Consider the following 15,527-nt stretch of genomic DNA (forward strand, 5'->3'; position numbering starts at 1 on the left):
GGGGTCAAGGAAACGGCAGCTAATTCCTCTGGACGACGCACTGGCCGCCGGCACTTTTCAGATTGCTGCAGAACTGCACGGCTTCCTCAGACGTCCCGAACGGACCCACCATCGCCCGATAGTAAACGCCTTTCTCGCCGAGATCTGCGCGCTTGATCACCGGGCTCTGCGAAGCCAGGACCTGCGGGAACTTGTTCTGCAGCGCACGGAACGACGCACTCGCGTCGGCCTCGTTCCGCTGCGAGGAGACCTGGACCATATAGCCGCCGCTCGTCGCCGGGGGAGCGCTGGGCAAAACCTGAGTCGGCACCGTCGACGCCACCCGGGTCTCGGCGGCCGGCGCCGGTTGCCCCTGAGGCGACAGCGACAACGGCATATTGGCGCTGGCATTGGCCTGGGCCGGCGACGTCCTGCTTGCGCTCTTGGCGGCCGGCTGCTTCGCGGCCGCGGTTGGCGCCTGCGTATTGACCGGCACCGACGCCGTATCAGGCTCATCGCTCTTGACCGAGAAAGTCTTGATCTTGCGCGGCTCGGCGCTCGGCAAGGTGCCATTGCTGACCATCGCCGCCGGCCCGGTGCCCGGAGGCGCGGGCGGCATGGCATTGGCCGAGACGCTCGCCGCCGATGGCGGATTGGCGTTCTGGTTCAGCGGCGGGAAGACGACCCGCGGGCCGGCGACGCGGGCGTTGACGTCCACGGGCTGCTCCTCGCGGGGCACGATTTTTTCGGTGCCATCGCCCGGCGCGATGCGATCCGGCATCTTGGCGCTGCCGTCGGAGGGCGTCGGGATGATCTTGGTCGGGCTGTTATCCGCCTTGATGATCGGCGGTTCACCGCTGCGCACGTGCGTGAAATAGGTCCGGTAGCCATAGGCCGCCGCCGTGCCCAGCACGCCCAGCGCCAGAACGGCAATGACCGCGAACATCGGGCCGCGGCGCCGCGGCGCCGGCTCTTCCTCGCCCTCCTCCTGATAACCCGCCTCGTAGGCGTAGGGATCGTCGGGATAGGCCGGCTCGCGCTGCAGATCCTGCAGGCTGCTTTCGAGCTGCCCATAGAGCGCATCGTCGTACCGCGACGGATCGAGCGCGGCCTGCGGCTCGGCATACGCCTGCTCGTCCTGGTAATGTTGCCCGTCCCCATAGTACGCATCAGGCTGCGCCTGCTGCGGCGTCGCGCCATAGCGGTGCAGCGGATGCATCGAGCCCAGATAATCCTCGCCTCCAGTCTCCACCTGGGGGGCAGGCGGAAAGTCCCGGCGGACGTCGCTCACCGCCTCGCGACGGATATTGGCGCGCTGTATCCAGGACGGCGGGCCGGCCGGCGCAGGCGCTTCATCGGGCTCCGCTTCCGGCTGGTGGGCCTGCTGGTAGTCTTGCGAGAAATCCTGCCGGTAGTCCCGGCTCGGCCGATAGTCCTGCCGCGGCACGGGGCGCGGTGGGACCTGAGGGCTGGGCTGGCCCGCCGTTCCGAACGGATCGGTCTGACCGATCAGCCGCGCCAGTTCGGCCAAGGGGTCGCTCTCAACACGGTCAGACTCATACTGTTCGCCGCCGCGGCCATGGCTGGCGGCGCCGTAACGTCTGTCCTGATATCGATCGGCCATCGTGATGCCTTTAGAGAAAGCCGCCCCGCTTCGCCTGAATGCTAAACCAGCTCTGCCGGGGTGCGCCCACACGCCAACTATAGATAGGCAACAAACTAACCCAGACTACCGCATTTCGTCCGGAGCATGGACGCCCAGAATGGCGAGCCCTGATGCCAAAACCGATACGACGCCCTGGACCATGGCCAGCCGTGCCTTGGTCAACTCTGGATCATCAGAGATAATGAAGCGTAAATAGGGCAAATCATGCCCTTTGTTCCAGAGCGCGTGGAGTTCGCTGGCGAGATCGTAGAGATAAAAGGCGATCCGGTGCGGCTCATGGGCCGCCGCCGCCCCCTCGATGACCCGCGGGAACAGCGCAAGCCGCTTCAAAAGGTCCAACTCGGCGGGGTCGCTCAGCCGCTCGATCGCGGCCCCGGCAAGATAGGCGACCCGGGCGGCCGTTTCCTCGGGCAGATCGGGCACGACCTCACGCGCTTTCCGAAACACCGAATGTCCGCGCGCGTGTCCGTACTGCACGTAGAAGACCGGATTGTCCTTTGACTGCTCGATGACCTTGGCGAGGTCGAAATCCAGCACCGCGTCATTCTTGCGGTAGAGCATCATGAAGCGGACGGCATCCCGGCCGACCTCATCGACCACTTCGCGCAAGGTGACAAAATCGCCGGATCGTTTCGACATCTTCACCGGCTCGCCGTTGCGCAAGAGCTTGACGAGCTGCACGATCTTCACGTCGAGCACGGCCTGACCCGCAGTGACCGCCTTCACGGCCGCCTGCATGCGCTTGATGTAGCCGCCGTGATCGGCGCCGAACACGTCGATCAGATCGGCAAAGCCGCGATCGAACTTGTTCTTGTGATTGGCGATGTCGGACGCGAAGTAGGTGTAGGAGCCGTCCGACTTGATCAGCGGACGATCGACGTCATCGCCAAAGGCAGTGGCGCGGAACAGAAGCTGTTCGCGGTCTTCCCAATCCTCCACCGGTGCGCCCTTCGGCGGCGGCAGGCGGCCGACATAGACGTCGCCGCGGGCGCGCAGGAAATCGATGGTTTCGGCGACCTTGTTGTTGCCGCCCTCGATCAGCGAGCGCTCGGAGAAAAAGACATCGTGATGAATGTTGAGCGCGGCGAGATCGCCCTTGATCTCGTCCATCATCATCGCGATCGCCTTGTCACGCGCGATCGGGAGCCACTGCGCCTCCGGCATGGTGCGCAAGCGGCCGCCATATTCGGCCGCCAAGGCCTGCCCCACCGGCTTCAGATAATCGCCGGGATAGAGCCCCTCGGGGATGGCGCCGATGTCCTCGCCCAGCGTCTCGCGATAGCGCAGGTAAGCCGAGCGGGCGAGCACGTCGACCTGGGCACCGGCGTCGTTGATGTAATATTCGCGCGTGACGTCGCGGCCGGCGAACTGCAACAAATTGCACAGTGCGTCGCCAAACACCGCGCCGCGGCAATGACCGACATGCATCGGCCCCGTGGGGTTGGCCGAGACGTATTCCACATTGACCTTGGCGGCAGCCCCCGCGGGGCAACGGCCATAGGCCTCCCCTTCCCGCAGCACGGTGCGCAGCGCATCGGCCCAGGCCTGCGGTTTCAAGGTGAGATTGATGAAGCCGGGGCCAGCAATATCGACCTTCGCGATCAGCGCGTCCTCGCGCAGCCGCGCCGCGATCGCCTCGGCGAGATCGCGCGGCTTTGCCTTGGCCTCCTTGGCGAGCACCATCGCGGCATTGGTGGCCATGTCGCCATGGCTCGCCTCGCGCGGCGGTTCCACAACCACGCGGGAAAAATCCGTTGTCTCCGGCCAATGGCCTTCCCTGGCCAAGGCAGCGCAAATCGCGTGCACGCGCGCGAGCACGTCCGCGAAAAGGTGGAGTGAGGTGGGCTGATCGGCCATGGCCGCCGCCTAACGCAAATCCGGGGTCGAGTCAAAAAGCCTTTGATGCTCCATGAGCGCGAAACGGTCGGTCATCCCGGCGATGAAATTGCCGATCCGTCGTGCCCGCGCCGCCCCGGCGGTCTGCTCGGTGCCCTCCCGCCATTCGTCGGGCATATCAGCGGGACTGCGCTCGTAACGGGCAAAGAGATCGAAGATGATCTGCTCGGCATCCTTCATGATGCTCATGACGCGCTCGTGCCGGTACATGTGCGCTTTCAGGAACGCCTTGATGCCCGCCTCGGTCTCGGCGACATCAGGCGGAAACAGCATAAGCTGCTGACCGGCGTTGCGCACCTCTTCGACCGACTGGGGCCGCACCAGCGAGAGTTGCCGCCGGGTCTCCGCCGCGACCGCGCCGATCAGGTAGGAGATCAGCTCACGCACGAACTCCGCGCCCCGCCTGTCGCCGTCGAGACCAGGATAGTTTCCGTCGATCGCCGCGATCATGCGCTCCGCGGCCGGCATGACCTTGAGATCATCGACGGCAAACAGGCCGGCACGCAGGCCATCGTCGATATCGTGGGCATCATAGGCAATGTCGTCGGCAATCGCCGCCGCCTGTGCCTCCAGCGAGGCAAAAGTTGAGAGCTCGAGGTCAAAGGCTTGGACGAAATCGGAGATGCCGACAGGCACGCCGCGCTCAACGTAGCGGCCGATCGCCGTGCCGTCGCGCGCCGTCAGCGGACCATTGTGCTTGACGATGCCTTCCAACATTTCCCAGGTCAGGTTGAGCCCATCGAAGCTCGGATAGCGATGCTCGAGCGCGGTGACGACCCGTAGTGACTGGGCATTATGGTCGAACCCGCCATGCGCCTTCAGGCAGGCGTCCAGCGCCCGCTCGCCGGCGTGTCCAAACGGCGGATGCCCGAGATCATGGGCCAGCGCCAGGGCCTCGGTCAGGTCCTCGTCCAGGCCAAGTTGACGGGCGAGCGCCCGTGCGATTTGCGCCACTTCCAGCGAATGGGTGAGCCGGGTGCGATAATGATCGCCCTCGTGGAACACGAAAACTTGGGTTTTATGCTTCAGGCGGCGGAAGGCGTTGGAATGAATGACCCGGTCGCAATCCCTGCGGAACGGGCTGCGGGTCCGGCTCGGCGGCTCCGCAAACAGCCGGCCGCGGGACCGATCGGGGTCGCAGGCATAGGGCGCACGAGGGGCAGCCATTCCGACCGACACGGGTATTTAGTCCCTATCCATTTGATTCCTTAAGGCTCTGTACTTAACTATCTCAGGCGTCGGATACCAATGAATTGGCGATGACGCTTCGCCGGAGTGAGCTCCGCACAAGACCTAGAGAGACCGAAGATGACAGCAGCCGTGACCATCAGCGAGCGGGCCGCCCGCCGCATCGGTGAAATCCTGAGGAGCGAAGGTGGTGGCGCCATGCTGCGCATCTCCGTGGAGGGCGGCGGCTGCTCCGGATTCCAATATAAATTCGACGTCGACCGCGCCAAGGCGGACGACGACCTCGTGATCGAGCGCGATAATGCGGTCGTGCTGGTCGATTCGGCCTCGGCGCCGTTTCTGGCGGGATCGGAGGTCGATTTCGTCGACGACCTCATCGGCGCGTCGTTTCGGGTCAATAATCCCAACGCCACCGCCTCCTGCGGCTGCGGCACCAGTTTTTCGATCTAGAGATTCCAGCTATAGAGCTGATCGGTCGGGGCACGGTTCAACCTCTCCCGCAGGGAGAAGTCCGATCGCACCAAATGATGCGATCCGGGTGAGGGGTTACGGTCTATCGAGAGAGCCGCGCCCCCTCACCCGGATCGCTGACGCGATCCGACCTCTCCCCGCTGGGGAGAGGTGAAGTGCGTTTTCTTTGCTTCAACTTCCAGCTCTTTCCATCAGCCGGGCCATTTCCCATGCGCATCGCCACCTGGAACGTCAATTCGATCAGGCAGAGGATCGAGCACCTCATGACCTGGTTGAAGGAGTGCGAGCCCGACATTGTCTGCCTGCAGGAAATCAAGTGCACCGACGAGGCCTTTCCGCGGCTCGAGATCGAGGCGCTCGGGTACAACGTCGTCACGCACGGGCAGAAGACGTTCAATGGCGTGGCGCTGCTGTCGAAGCTGCCGTTCGATGAAACGAAATCGGGGCTCGCCGGCGACGACGAGGACGCCCATGCCCGGTTTCTCGAAGGCGTGGTGACGCTCAAGCACGGCGTGGTGCGCATCGCCTGCCTCTACCTGCCTAATGGAAATCCTCCTGACAGCGACAAATATCCCTACAAGCTCAAATGGATGTCGCGGCTTCTTGAGTATTCGAAGGAGCGGCTGAAGACCGAAGAGCCCCTGGTGCTCGCAGGCGACTTTAACGTCATCCCGACGGCAACCGACGTCTACAACCCCGTCAACTGGGTCAATGACGCCCTGTTCCGTCCCACCACCCGCGAAGCCTTCCAGTCACTCCTCGGGCTCGGGCTGACCGATGCTGTCCGCGCGGTGACCGACGCACCGGGCCAATACACCTTCTGGGACTACCAGGCCGGCTGCTGGCAGAAGAACTGGGGCCTGCGCATCGACCACTTGCTCCTCTCCCCGCAGGCCAGCGACCGCCTCGTCGATGTCGGCATCGACAGCTATGTGCGCGGCTGGGAGAAGCCATCCGACCACGTGCCGGTGTGGGCGGATTTTGATTTGGAGAAGGTGTAAGCCCCACCCGCCGGAGCCTGAATGAACATTCGCGACGCCAGGCTGGAGGATGCGGAGGCCGCTTGCACGGTGCTCCGAACTTCGATCACCGAACTTTGCGCCGCAGATCACGATAATGATCCGGCGCTCCTGGAGCGCTGGCTGGCCAACAAGAAGCCAGAGATCGTTGCGGGTTGGATCGCTCGACCAGACAGTTCGGTTCTCGTCGCAGTCGAGGGCGACACTATCTTTGCGGTCGGATCGGTGAGTGACGCGGGCGAAATCACCCTGAACTATGTCGCACCTGAAGCGCGCTTTCGCGGCGTCAGCCGCGCGCTGCTCAGAGCCCTGGAAGCGCGGGCGCTTGAGCGCGGCAACATAGAGTGCCGCCTACACAGTACCGAGACCGCGCGTCGATTCTATCTCTCGAGCGGCTATGTCGATACTGGCACGCCGTCGCGAAAATTCGGTATGAACTCGGGCTATCCGATGTCGAAGCGCATCAGCCCGTGAGTTGTGTGAGAGCGTAGGATGGGTAGAGCGAAAGCGAAACCCATCACCTTACCAGCCGGCGTGGTGGATGGTGGGTTTCGCTGCCGCTCAACCCACCCTGCGCAGCCTCAATCCCGCTTGCCCTGCACCCAGTGCTCGAGCATCTGCAGCGCCATGGCGCGGTCGTTGTCGGAGGCTTTTGCAAAGGCGCGGTTGTAGCTTTCCTTGATCCAGGTCTCGTCCGGACCGGCGCTGTCACGCGCCAGGGTGAGCCACATCAGCCCGCGCGCTGCCTGGCGCGGCAGGCGGTCGCCGTTGAACAGCATCTGACCGAGCAGCGCCTGCGCCTCGTGCTGCCCCTTCTGAGCGGCCAGCCCGAGCCAGCGCGCACCGTAGCGGAAATTATCCGGCGTGGCGTCCGGCGCCTTCAGATAGAGCCGAGCCAGATCGTACTGTGCATCCGCATTGCCGAAATAGGACGCCGCATAAGAGAACATCTCCCGCGCCCGCTCCGGATCCGGCTTCACCTTCGAATTGGGAATGCCATTCAGATAGTAGCGTCCGAGCGCGACGAAGGCGTTGGCGACGATCGAGGCCTGCGGTGCCGACGGGCTGTCCTCGGCATGCTCATTGGCGATGCGGCTGAAATATTCGAAAGCGCGCACATCATCCTGAGCGACGCCGTCGCCATTGGCGTACATCCGCCCCAGCTTCCACTGCGCGACGGGATGCCCGCCTTCGGCGGCATATTGCAGCGCAGTGAGCGAGGTATCCTGCGTAACCGCTGCCTGCGCCCCCTTCTTCAGGGTCAAGGCGCCGGCCGCGCTGCCAGACTGGGCGGACGCGACGGGGATGGTGGCATCCTGGTTGACCGGCGCGCCGTCAAAGGCGAACGCCGCGGTGGCGACGGAAGACGCACCCAACAGCAACGCAACAATGATACGCCTAGATGTCCGCATAACACTGCTTCTCATGCGCTGCACCCGGATGGGTCACGGCCCCGCCGACCGCTGGCCCGACCTGCTGCGCGTATTTCCAGAGAGCACCTGATGTATGGTTGGTCTCACGAGACCGCCATTTGGTTCTGCGCTCGGTCAATTCCGCGTCGGTCAATTTCACGTTAAGAGTCCCGGCGACCGCATCGATCTCGATGATGTCGCCGTCCTGCAACAATCCAATCGGTCCGCCGACCGCCGCTTCCGGCCCGACATGGCCGATGCAGAAGCCGCGCGTCGCGCCGGAGAACCGGCCGTCGGTGATGAGGGCGATCTTGCCGCCCATGCCCTGTCCGGTGAGCGCCGCCGTGGTCTGCAGCATTTCGCGCATGCCGGGACCGCCGCGCGGCCCCTCATAGCGGATGACGATGACGTCGCCTTCCTTGTAGGTGCGCTTCTGGACGGCCTCGAAGGCGTCCTCCTCGCGGTCGAAACACCGGGCCGGTCCGGTGAAACGCAAATTCGACATGCCCGCGACCTTCACGATCGCACCTTCTGGCGCAAGGTTGCCCTTCAGCCCAACCACCCCGCCAGTGACGGTGATCGGGTTGTCGGCTGACCGCACCACATCCTGGTGCGGGTTCCATTTTACGCTTTTGAGATTTTCGGCGATCGTGCGGCCCGTGACGGTCAAGCAGTCGCCGTGCAGGAAGCCGTTATCGAGCAACGTTTTCATCAGAAGCGGTATGCCGCCAGCTTCGAACAGGTCTTTGGCGACATAACGACCACCCGGCTTCAAATCGGCGACGTATGGTGTCTTTTTGAAGATTTCGGCGACGTCGAACAGGTCGAACTTGATGCCCGCCTCATGCGCGATGGCCGGTAGGTGCAACGCAGCATTGGTCGACCCGCCGGACGCTGCAACAACGGCCGCAGCATTCTCCAGCGACTTGCGCGTCACGATGTCGCGCGGCCGGATGTTGGCCGCGATCAGCTCCATCACCCTTTCGCCGGCGGCCATGCAGAAGGAATCACGAATCTCGTAGGGGGCCGGTGCGCCGGCCGAATAAGGCAGCGCCAAGCCGATCGCCTCGGAGACGGTCGCCATGGTGTTGGCGGTGAACTGTGCCCCGCAGGCGCCCGCCGAAGGGCACGCCACGCGTTCGATCTCGTCGAGGTCGGCATCGGACATCGCGCCGACCGAGTGCTTGCCGACTGCCTCGAACATGTCCTGCACTGTGACCTGTTGGCCACGGAAATTGCCGGGCAGGATCGAGCCGCCGTAGATGAAGATCGAGGGCACGTTGAGCCGAACCATCGCCATCATCATGCCCGGGAGCGATTTGTCGCAGCCGGCAAGCCCGACCAGCGCGTCATAGGCATGGCCGCGGACGGTCAGCTCGACCGAATCGGCGATGCATTCGCGCGACGGCAGCGACGAGCGCATGCCGTCGTGGCCCATCGCAATGCCGTCGGTGACCGTAATGGTGCAGAACTCGCGCGGGGTGCCGCCGCCGTGCGCGACACCCTTCTTCACCGCCTGGGCCTGCCGCATCAGCGAAATATTGCACGGCGCCGCCTCATTCCAGCAGGAGGCAACACCTACGAAAGGCTGGTGAATTTGTGCGGTGGTCAACCCCATCGCGTAGAGATAAGAGCGATGCGGTGCCCTCTCGGGCCCCTCCGTCACGTGACGGCTCGGGAGCCTGTTCTTGAGATTGGTGTTGGCGTCCATCGCGAAGTCCGCTTCCCCGGCCAATCTTTCGGACCCGGAAAAAGACCCCTGACATTGAGGGCCTTCCTTCGCCTGTAGACGTTTTGGCCAACAGCCTACAAAGTCATCATTTCACGAAGGGGTGTGGCCAAAAAGCGGCGCGGGCAAGAGTAGACTGCGGCGTGAGCCAAATGTTCCTCTCGCTGTTGCGAGATCGCAACAATCGTAGCGCCGCAGCAACGATTTTCTTAGCTATGACGCCGTGAAAGGCGGCTAATCGACCTTCACATTGGCGGCCTTGATCATCGGCCACCACTTGGCGATCTCCGCCTTTTGCCAGTCGCCCAGCGCTTCCGGGGTGAGCTTATCCGCCGGCGGCATCTGCAATCCCAGGTTTTCGAGCTGCTTGCGGACCTGCGAATCATTCAAGGCATCGACCGCCGCGGCATTGAGCTTGGCCACGACCTCCTTGGGCGTGCCCTTGGGCACCCAAAGGCCCGACCACAGGGTCATGTGGAAGCCTGACAGCCCCGCCTCGTCGGTGGTCGGGATGTCCGGCGCCGATCCGGCGCGCTTGTCGTCGGTCACGGCATAGCCGCGTATCGTGCCGGCGCGGACCTGGTTGATGGAGTTGGAGAGCTGATCGACGATCAGGTCGATCTGGCCGGCGACGAGATCGTTCAGCGCCGGGCCCGTGCCGCGATACGGCACATATTGCAGTTTGATGCCCGTGGCGTTTTCAAAATAGAGCCCGGCGATGTGGCTGCCGGAGCCCGCGCCGGCGGTTCCGGCCGTGGCGGGCGCCGGCCGTGCCTTGAGCCAGCCGATCAGCTCCTTCAGCGTCGTCGCGGGGACCGCGTTCTTGCTGACAATGATCATCGGGTTGCTTGGCAAGAGCACCACCGGCTCGAGATCACTCACGAGGTCGTAGTTGAGCTTGTAGATCGCGCCATTGGCGACGTGGGTGCCGAGATGGCCGAAGCCGACCGTGTAGCCGTCAGGCGCGGCATGCACCGCGCGCCCCACCCCGATCGAGCCGCCGGCGCCGGTGACGTTCTCGACCAGGATCGCCTGGCCCAGCGTCAGCTTCATGCGCTCACCGAGAATACGTGCCATCGCGTCCGACGGGCCGCCCGCCGAGAACGGCACTACAATGGTGATGGGACGCGAGGGAAAATTGTCGGCGGACGCAGGGCAACAGAACGCTAGCAGTGCGATAAAGGTGGCCCAAACTGCTCTTCCCATCCGCGTCCTCCCGCGAACTCAGTAGAAACTCTTGAACCAACCCATCTTAACCCGTCATCCTGAGGCGCTCGCGAAAGCGAGCCTCGAAAGATGAACGGCCCTGCTGCAACAGTCGGGCGTCGCCCTTCGAGGCCTCCGCTGCGCGGAGGCGCCTCGGGCTGACGGTCGCAGTTAGGAGTTCGCTTCGACCTGATCTCATTGCACCTTAGAACATCGCGTAGTCGATCGGCTTGTTTCGATCGAGCGTTCGCGTGACTGGCGGCAGCGGGTATTTAAGGCCGGAGGCGCAGTTGAAGAGCATCACGCGATCATTCTTGCTGACGCGGCCATCGGCGAGGCTCTGCTGATAGGCGGCGTAGGTCGCGGCTCCCTCGGGGCACAACAGCAGGCCCTCTTCGCGCGCGACCTCGTTGAGCGCAGCCGAAATCGCCTCGTCGCTCACGGCGATGGCAAAACCTTTGCTTTGGCGCACGGCACGCAGAATCAGAAAATCCCCGATCGCCTGCGGCACGCGGATTCCAGAGGCGATGGTGTGCGCGTCTTCCCATCGCGCGGCATGCTCGGTGCCATTCTCGAAAGCGCGCACCATCGGCGCGCAGCCGGCCGCCTGCACCGCGACCATCCGCGGGCGCTTTGAACCGATGAAGCCGATCGCCTCCAGTTCGGCAAAGGCCTTCCACATGCCGATCAGCCCGGTACCGCCGCCTGTCGGATAAAAGATCACGTCGGGCACGTCCCAGCCGAGCTGCTCGGCGAGTTCCAGCCCCATCGTTTTCTTGCCTTCGATCCGGTACGGCTCTTTCAAGGTCGAGGTATCGAACCAGCCGACCTTCGCCTTGCCTTCACCGACGATCTTGCCGCAATCATCGATCAGGCCGTTGACGCGGTAGACCGTCGCACCCTGCAGCGCGATCTCGCTGACATTCACTTCCGGCGTATCGGCGGGGCAGAAGATGGTGGTCTTGATCCCGCAGGCGGTGGCGTAGGCTGCGAGCGCCGCGCCGGCATTGCCGTTGGTCGGCATCGCCATGTGCTTGATGCCGAGCGCCTTGCCCATCGAGACCGCCATGACCAGCCCGCGCGCCTTGAACGAGCCGGTCGGCAGGCGTCCTTCATCCTTCACGATGATTTCGCCGCCGCCGAGTTTCTTTCCAAGTTTTGGCAGGCGGATGAGCGGCGTCATCACCTCCCCCAGACTGACGATGTCCTTGCATTTGCGCACCGGCAGCAACTCGCGGTAGCGCCACATGTCGGCGGGGCGGTGCTGAAGCGCATCCTTGCTCAGCGCGTTCCTGACGCCTGCGAGATCGTAACGGACCAAGAGCGGCTTGCCGGCCTTCGACAAATTGTGCACCTGGTCGGCGGGGTAGCCGTCGCCTTCCATCGCGCATTCGAGATGGGTGACGAAGGTCGGACGCTCGATGGTCAGGTTGTCGTTGTCGTGCACGAGTTCGCTCTCTCTTCGAAGGGCATTGGTTGTCCGTCATTGCGAGGAGCGTAAGCGACGAGGCATCCAGACTGCATCCGCGGCACTGGATCGCCTCGCCCGCAATGACCTCAGATATTCAGCACGCGCCCGTAGGCGTCGAGCACCGCCTCCTTCATCATTTCCGACAGCGTCGGGTGCGGGAATACGGTGTGCATCAGCTCTTCTTCGGTCGTCTCCAGGTTCATGGCGACGACATAGCCCTGGATCAGCTCTGTGACTTCGGCGCCGATCATATGCGCGCCCAGAAGCTGGCCGGTCTTCTTGTCGAAGATCACCTTCACGAGCCCCTGGTCCTCGCCGAGCGCAATCGCCTTGCCATTGCCGATGAAGGGGAAACGACCGACGCGAATTTCGCGGCCGCCTTCTTTCGCCTTGGCCTCGGTGAGACCGACTGAAGCGATTTGTGGGTTGCAATAGGTGCAGCCGGGGATGAGAAGCTTGTCCATCGGATGCGGATTGAGGCCCTTGATCGCCTCGACGCAGATCACGCCCTCATGCTCGGCCTTGTGCGCGAGCATCGGCGGACCCGCGACATCGCCGATGGCGTAGATGCCGGGCACATTGGTCTTGCAATGCCCGTCGATGACGATGGTGCCGCGATCGGTCTTGACCCCGAGCTTTTCCAGCCCGAGATTTTCGATGTTTCCGACCACGCCGACCGCGGAAATCACCCGCTCGAACTCTACGGACTGAAGCTTGCCCTTGCCGTCGTCGATCGTGGCGACGACGCTGTCGGCCTTCTTCTCCAGCTTTGCCACCTTGGCACCGGTGATGATCTTGATGCCCTGCTTCTCGAAACGCTTGCGCGCAAGCCCTGCGATCTCCGCATCCTCGACCGGCAGGATCTGCGGCAACACCTCGACGACGGTGACGTCGCTGCCCATGGTGTGGAAGAAGGACGCAAATTCGATGCCGATGGCTCCGGAGCCGACGACCAGCAGCGATTTCGGAAACCGATCCGGCACCATCGCTTCAAAGTAGGTCCAGACCAGCTTCTTGTCCGGCTCGAGCCCCGGCAGCACACGCGGGCGCGCGCCGGTCGCGACAATGATGTGCTTGGCCTGATAGGCGCCCTCACCCAGCGCGCCCTTCGGCCCTTCGACGGCGGACTTCTTCACCGTGATTTTGCCGGGCGCGTCGACCACCGCCTCGCCCCAGATCACGGCGACCTTGTTCTTCTTCATCAGGAAGCCGACGCCGTCGTTGAGCTGCTTCGAGACCGCGCGCGAGCGCTGCACCACGGCTTTGGTGTCGTAGCCGACCTTCTCCGCATACAGCCCATAACTCTTTGCGTGCTGCATGTAGTGGAAGATTTCCGCCGAGCGCAAAAGCGCCTTGGTCGGAATGCAGCCCCAGTTCAGGCAGATGCCGCCGAGATAGGATTTCTCCACAATCGCGGTCTTGAAGCCGAGCTGCGCGGCGCGGATCGCGGTGACATAGCCGCCAGGTCCGGAGCCGATGATGATGACGTCGAAGGATGTGTCGGCCATTGCAAGCTACTCTTGATTTCCTTCCCTGCTCTCTCCGAGGAGAGAGCGGCGCACGTTTACGGCGTTTCCTACACCATCATCATCACGGGGTTTTCGATGAGCTGCTTGAAGGCGCCGATCAGTTCGGCCCCCAACGCACCGTCGATGGCGCGGTGATCGCAGGACAGCGTCACGCTCATGAGACTGGCGATCTCGATCTTGCCGTCACGCACGACGGGGCGCTGCTCGCTGGTGCCGACCGCAAGGATGGTGGCATGCGGCGGATTGATCACCGCGGTGAAATGGTTGATGCCGTACATGCCGAGGTTGGACACCGCCGTCGTGCCGCCCTGATATTCCTCGGGCTTGAGCTTTCTGGCGCGGGCGCGGGCGGCAAAATCCTTCATCTCGTTGGAGATGACGGACAGCGGCTTCGTCTCGGCTTTGCGGATGATCGGCGTGATCAATCCGCCGGGCATGGCCACCGCCACGCCGACGTCGGAATGCTTGTGCTTGACCATGCCGCCTTCGGTCCAGCTCACATTGCAGTCGGGTATCCGCTGCAACGCGATCGCCATCGCCTTGATGACGAAGTCGTTGACCGAGAGCTTGTAGAGCGGCTTTTTCTCCTTGTCCTTCGGTGCCGCGGCATTGATCTGCTCGCGCGCATCGAGCAGCCGGCCGATGTCGCAGTCGATGGTCAGATAGAAATGCGGCACGGTCTGCACCGACGCCGTCAGGCGCTGCGCGATCGTGCGTCGCATATTGTCGTGCGGCACGATCTCGTAAGAGCCCGGCTCGAAGAGCCCGAGAATCTGCTTGTCGGACATCGACGGCGCGAGCGCGGGTCCCGCGGCAGGTGCAGCCGCGGGGGCTTTCAGGCCCTTGCCGGCTTTCGCCTGTTCGACGTCATGGGCGATGATGCGGCCATGCGGGCCGGTGCCAAGGATGCGGGACAGATCGATGCCGGCGTCCTTCGCCAGCCGCCGCGCCAACGGCGAGGAAAAGATGCGGCCCTGTCCATTGCCCTGCGCGGCGGGCGCCGGGGCCTGCGGCGCCGGCGCTGCGGCGGGAACCGGCGCGGGCGCTGCTGCAGGCGGCGGTGGCGCCGCTGCGGGCGCGGCGGCAGCCGGCTTCGGCGCCGGCGCCTCGGCGGCCGGTTTTGGCGGCGCTTTGCCGGCGGCGGCACCAGCCGCTTTCACGTCCTCGCCGTCACCGGCGAGCACCGCGATGACGTCGTTGACGGGCACGTCCTGCGTACCTTCCGGCACCAGGATCTTTGCAATCGTGCCCTCATCGACCGCCTCGACCTCCATGGTGGCCTTGTCGGTTTCGATCTCGGCAATCACGTCACCCGATTTGACCTTGTCGCCCTCTTTTTTGAGCCACCTCGCAAGGTTGCCCTTCTCCATCGTCGGCGACAGCGCGGGCATCAGGATGTTGATGGGCATGCTGACCTCAAACAGCTAACTTTTTGACGTTGCCTTCCCTCGTGGAAGCCAACCGGAATCGTTTGGGCATTGCGGCGCCCGACCAGGAACGTAGAGCGCTCAATTGCCGATGTCGCCTTGCCAGATGCGCTCGTTGGCGGGATTCGCGCGCCAGGACTTCATCATGTTGACCGAGCGATCGTCAGCAAGATCAATGAAGGGAATGCCGAACTGGGTCAGGATGTCCTTGGCGCCGGGAAAGGTCACGGACTCTCCGATCACCAGCAGCTTCAGCTTGAACAGACCGATCGCACCCGCACACATCGAGCATGGCGACAGCGTCGTATACATCACCGTGTCGTGGAACGAGATCAGTCCGGCATCGCGCAGGCACGACATCTCGCCATGCAGGATCACGTTCTTCTCCTGCATGCGCCGATTGTGGCCGCGGGCGATGATCTTGTTGTCGCGCGTCAGCACCGCGCCGATCGGCAGACCGCCTTCGGAGATGCCGATCTCGGCCTCACGAATCGCCTCGGCCATGAAGTCGTAATGATATTGTTCGATTGCCAC

General features: G+C 63.6%; 13 protein-coding genes. 3 read left to right on the forward strand and 10 right to left on the reverse strand.

What is annotated here, in order from left to right; genetic code table 11:
• Positions 1-19: 19 nt before the first annotated feature.
• From P6U23_RS21640 to P6U23_RS21650, 3 genes are all read right to left on the reverse strand, one after another.
• The gene (locus tag P6U23_RS21640; protein WP_407174623.1) at positions 20-1,603 is read right to left on the reverse strand and encodes an SPOR domain-containing protein; all 1,584 of its coding nucleotides are present in this window, start codon (positions 1,601-1,603) and stop codon (positions 20-22) included.
• Positions 1,604-1,708: 105 nt separating this feature from the next.
• On the reverse strand, positions 1,709-3,502 hold the full coding sequence (gene argS, locus P6U23_RS21645) for an arginine--tRNA ligase (protein WP_407174624.1): 1,794 nt from the start codon (positions 3,500-3,502) through the stop codon (positions 1,709-1,711).
• A 9-nt stretch (positions 3,503-3,511) separates the two neighbouring features.
• Complete coding sequence (locus P6U23_RS21650; RefSeq protein ID WP_407174625.1) at positions 3,512-4,720, reverse strand: deoxyguanosinetriphosphate triphosphohydrolase; 1,209 nt, start codon at positions 4,718-4,720, stop codon at positions 3,512-3,514.
• Positions 4,721-4,849: 129 nt separating this feature from the next.
• Here P6U23_RS21650 and erpA point away from each other — a divergent pair, with 129 nt between their 5' ends.
• The 3 genes from erpA to P6U23_RS21665 all read left to right on the forward strand — a co-directional run bounded on the left by erpA (position 4,850) and on the right by P6U23_RS21665 (position 6,693).
• Positions 4,850-5,179, forward strand: coding sequence for an iron-sulfur cluster insertion protein ErpA (gene erpA / locus P6U23_RS21655; protein WP_407174626.1), 330 nt, complete (start codon positions 4,850-4,852; stop codon positions 5,177-5,179).
• Between the two features lie 230 nt (positions 5,180-5,409).
• Positions 5,410-6,201: an exodeoxyribonuclease III gene (xth, locus tag P6U23_RS21660; RefSeq protein ID WP_407181538.1), complete on the forward strand. Its 792-nt coding sequence runs from the start codon at positions 5,410-5,412 to the stop codon at positions 6,199-6,201.
• A 21-nt stretch (positions 6,202-6,222) separates the two neighbouring features.
• Positions 6,223-6,693 carry a GNAT family N-acetyltransferase gene (locus P6U23_RS21665; RefSeq protein ID WP_407174627.1) on the forward strand — a complete coding sequence of 157 codons (471 nt, stop codon included), beginning with the start codon at positions 6,223-6,225 and terminating at the stop codon, positions 6,691-6,693.
• Positions 6,694-6,800: 107 nt separating this feature from the next.
• Here P6U23_RS21665 and P6U23_RS21670 read toward each other — a convergent pair whose 3' ends face one another.
• The 7 genes from P6U23_RS21670 to P6U23_RS21700 form a co-directional block, all read right to left on the reverse strand.
• Positions 6,801-7,631 (reverse strand): tetratricopeptide repeat protein, encoded by an 831-nt coding sequence (locus P6U23_RS21670; protein ID WP_407174628.1) that lies wholly within the window; start codon positions 7,629-7,631, stop codon positions 6,801-6,803.
• Complete coding sequence (gene ilvD, locus P6U23_RS21675; protein WP_407174629.1) at positions 7,618-9,342, reverse strand: dihydroxy-acid dehydratase; 1,725 nt, start codon at positions 9,340-9,342, stop codon at positions 7,618-7,620. Before ilvD ends, P6U23_RS21670 begins: the two co-directional genes overlap by 14 nt.
• 252 nt (positions 9,343-9,594) lie before the next feature.
• Positions 9,595-10,566, reverse strand: coding sequence for a tripartite tricarboxylate transporter substrate binding protein BugD (locus P6U23_RS21680; RefSeq protein ID WP_407174630.1), 972 nt, complete (start codon positions 10,564-10,566; stop codon positions 9,595-9,597).
• A 205-nt stretch (positions 10,567-10,771) separates the two neighbouring features.
• Positions 10,772-12,013, reverse strand: a complete 1,242-nt coding sequence (locus P6U23_RS21685) for a threonine synthase (RefSeq protein WP_407174631.1) — start codon at positions 12,011-12,013, stop codon at positions 10,772-10,774.
• Between the two features lie 110 nt (positions 12,014-12,123).
• Positions 12,124-13,545 carry a dihydrolipoyl dehydrogenase gene (lpdA, locus tag P6U23_RS21690; protein ID WP_407174632.1) on the reverse strand — a complete coding sequence of 474 codons (1,422 nt, stop codon included), beginning with the start codon at positions 13,543-13,545 and terminating at the stop codon, positions 12,124-12,126.
• 68 nt (positions 13,546-13,613) lie between these two features.
• Positions 13,614-14,975 carry a pyruvate dehydrogenase complex dihydrolipoamide acetyltransferase gene (locus P6U23_RS21695; RefSeq protein WP_407174633.1) on the reverse strand — a complete coding sequence of 454 codons (1,362 nt, stop codon included), beginning with the start codon at positions 14,973-14,975 and terminating at the stop codon, positions 13,614-13,616.
• 99 nt (positions 14,976-15,074) lie between these two features.
• Positions 15,075-15,527, reverse strand: a complete 453-nt coding sequence (locus tag P6U23_RS21700; protein WP_024506984.1) for a nucleoside deaminase — start codon at positions 15,525-15,527, stop codon at positions 15,075-15,077.

The sequence above is a fragment of the Bradyrhizobium sp. STM 3562 genome, assembly GCF_045571435.1.
Lineage (GTDB): Bacteria > Pseudomonadota > Alphaproteobacteria > Rhizobiales > Xanthobacteraceae > Bradyrhizobium.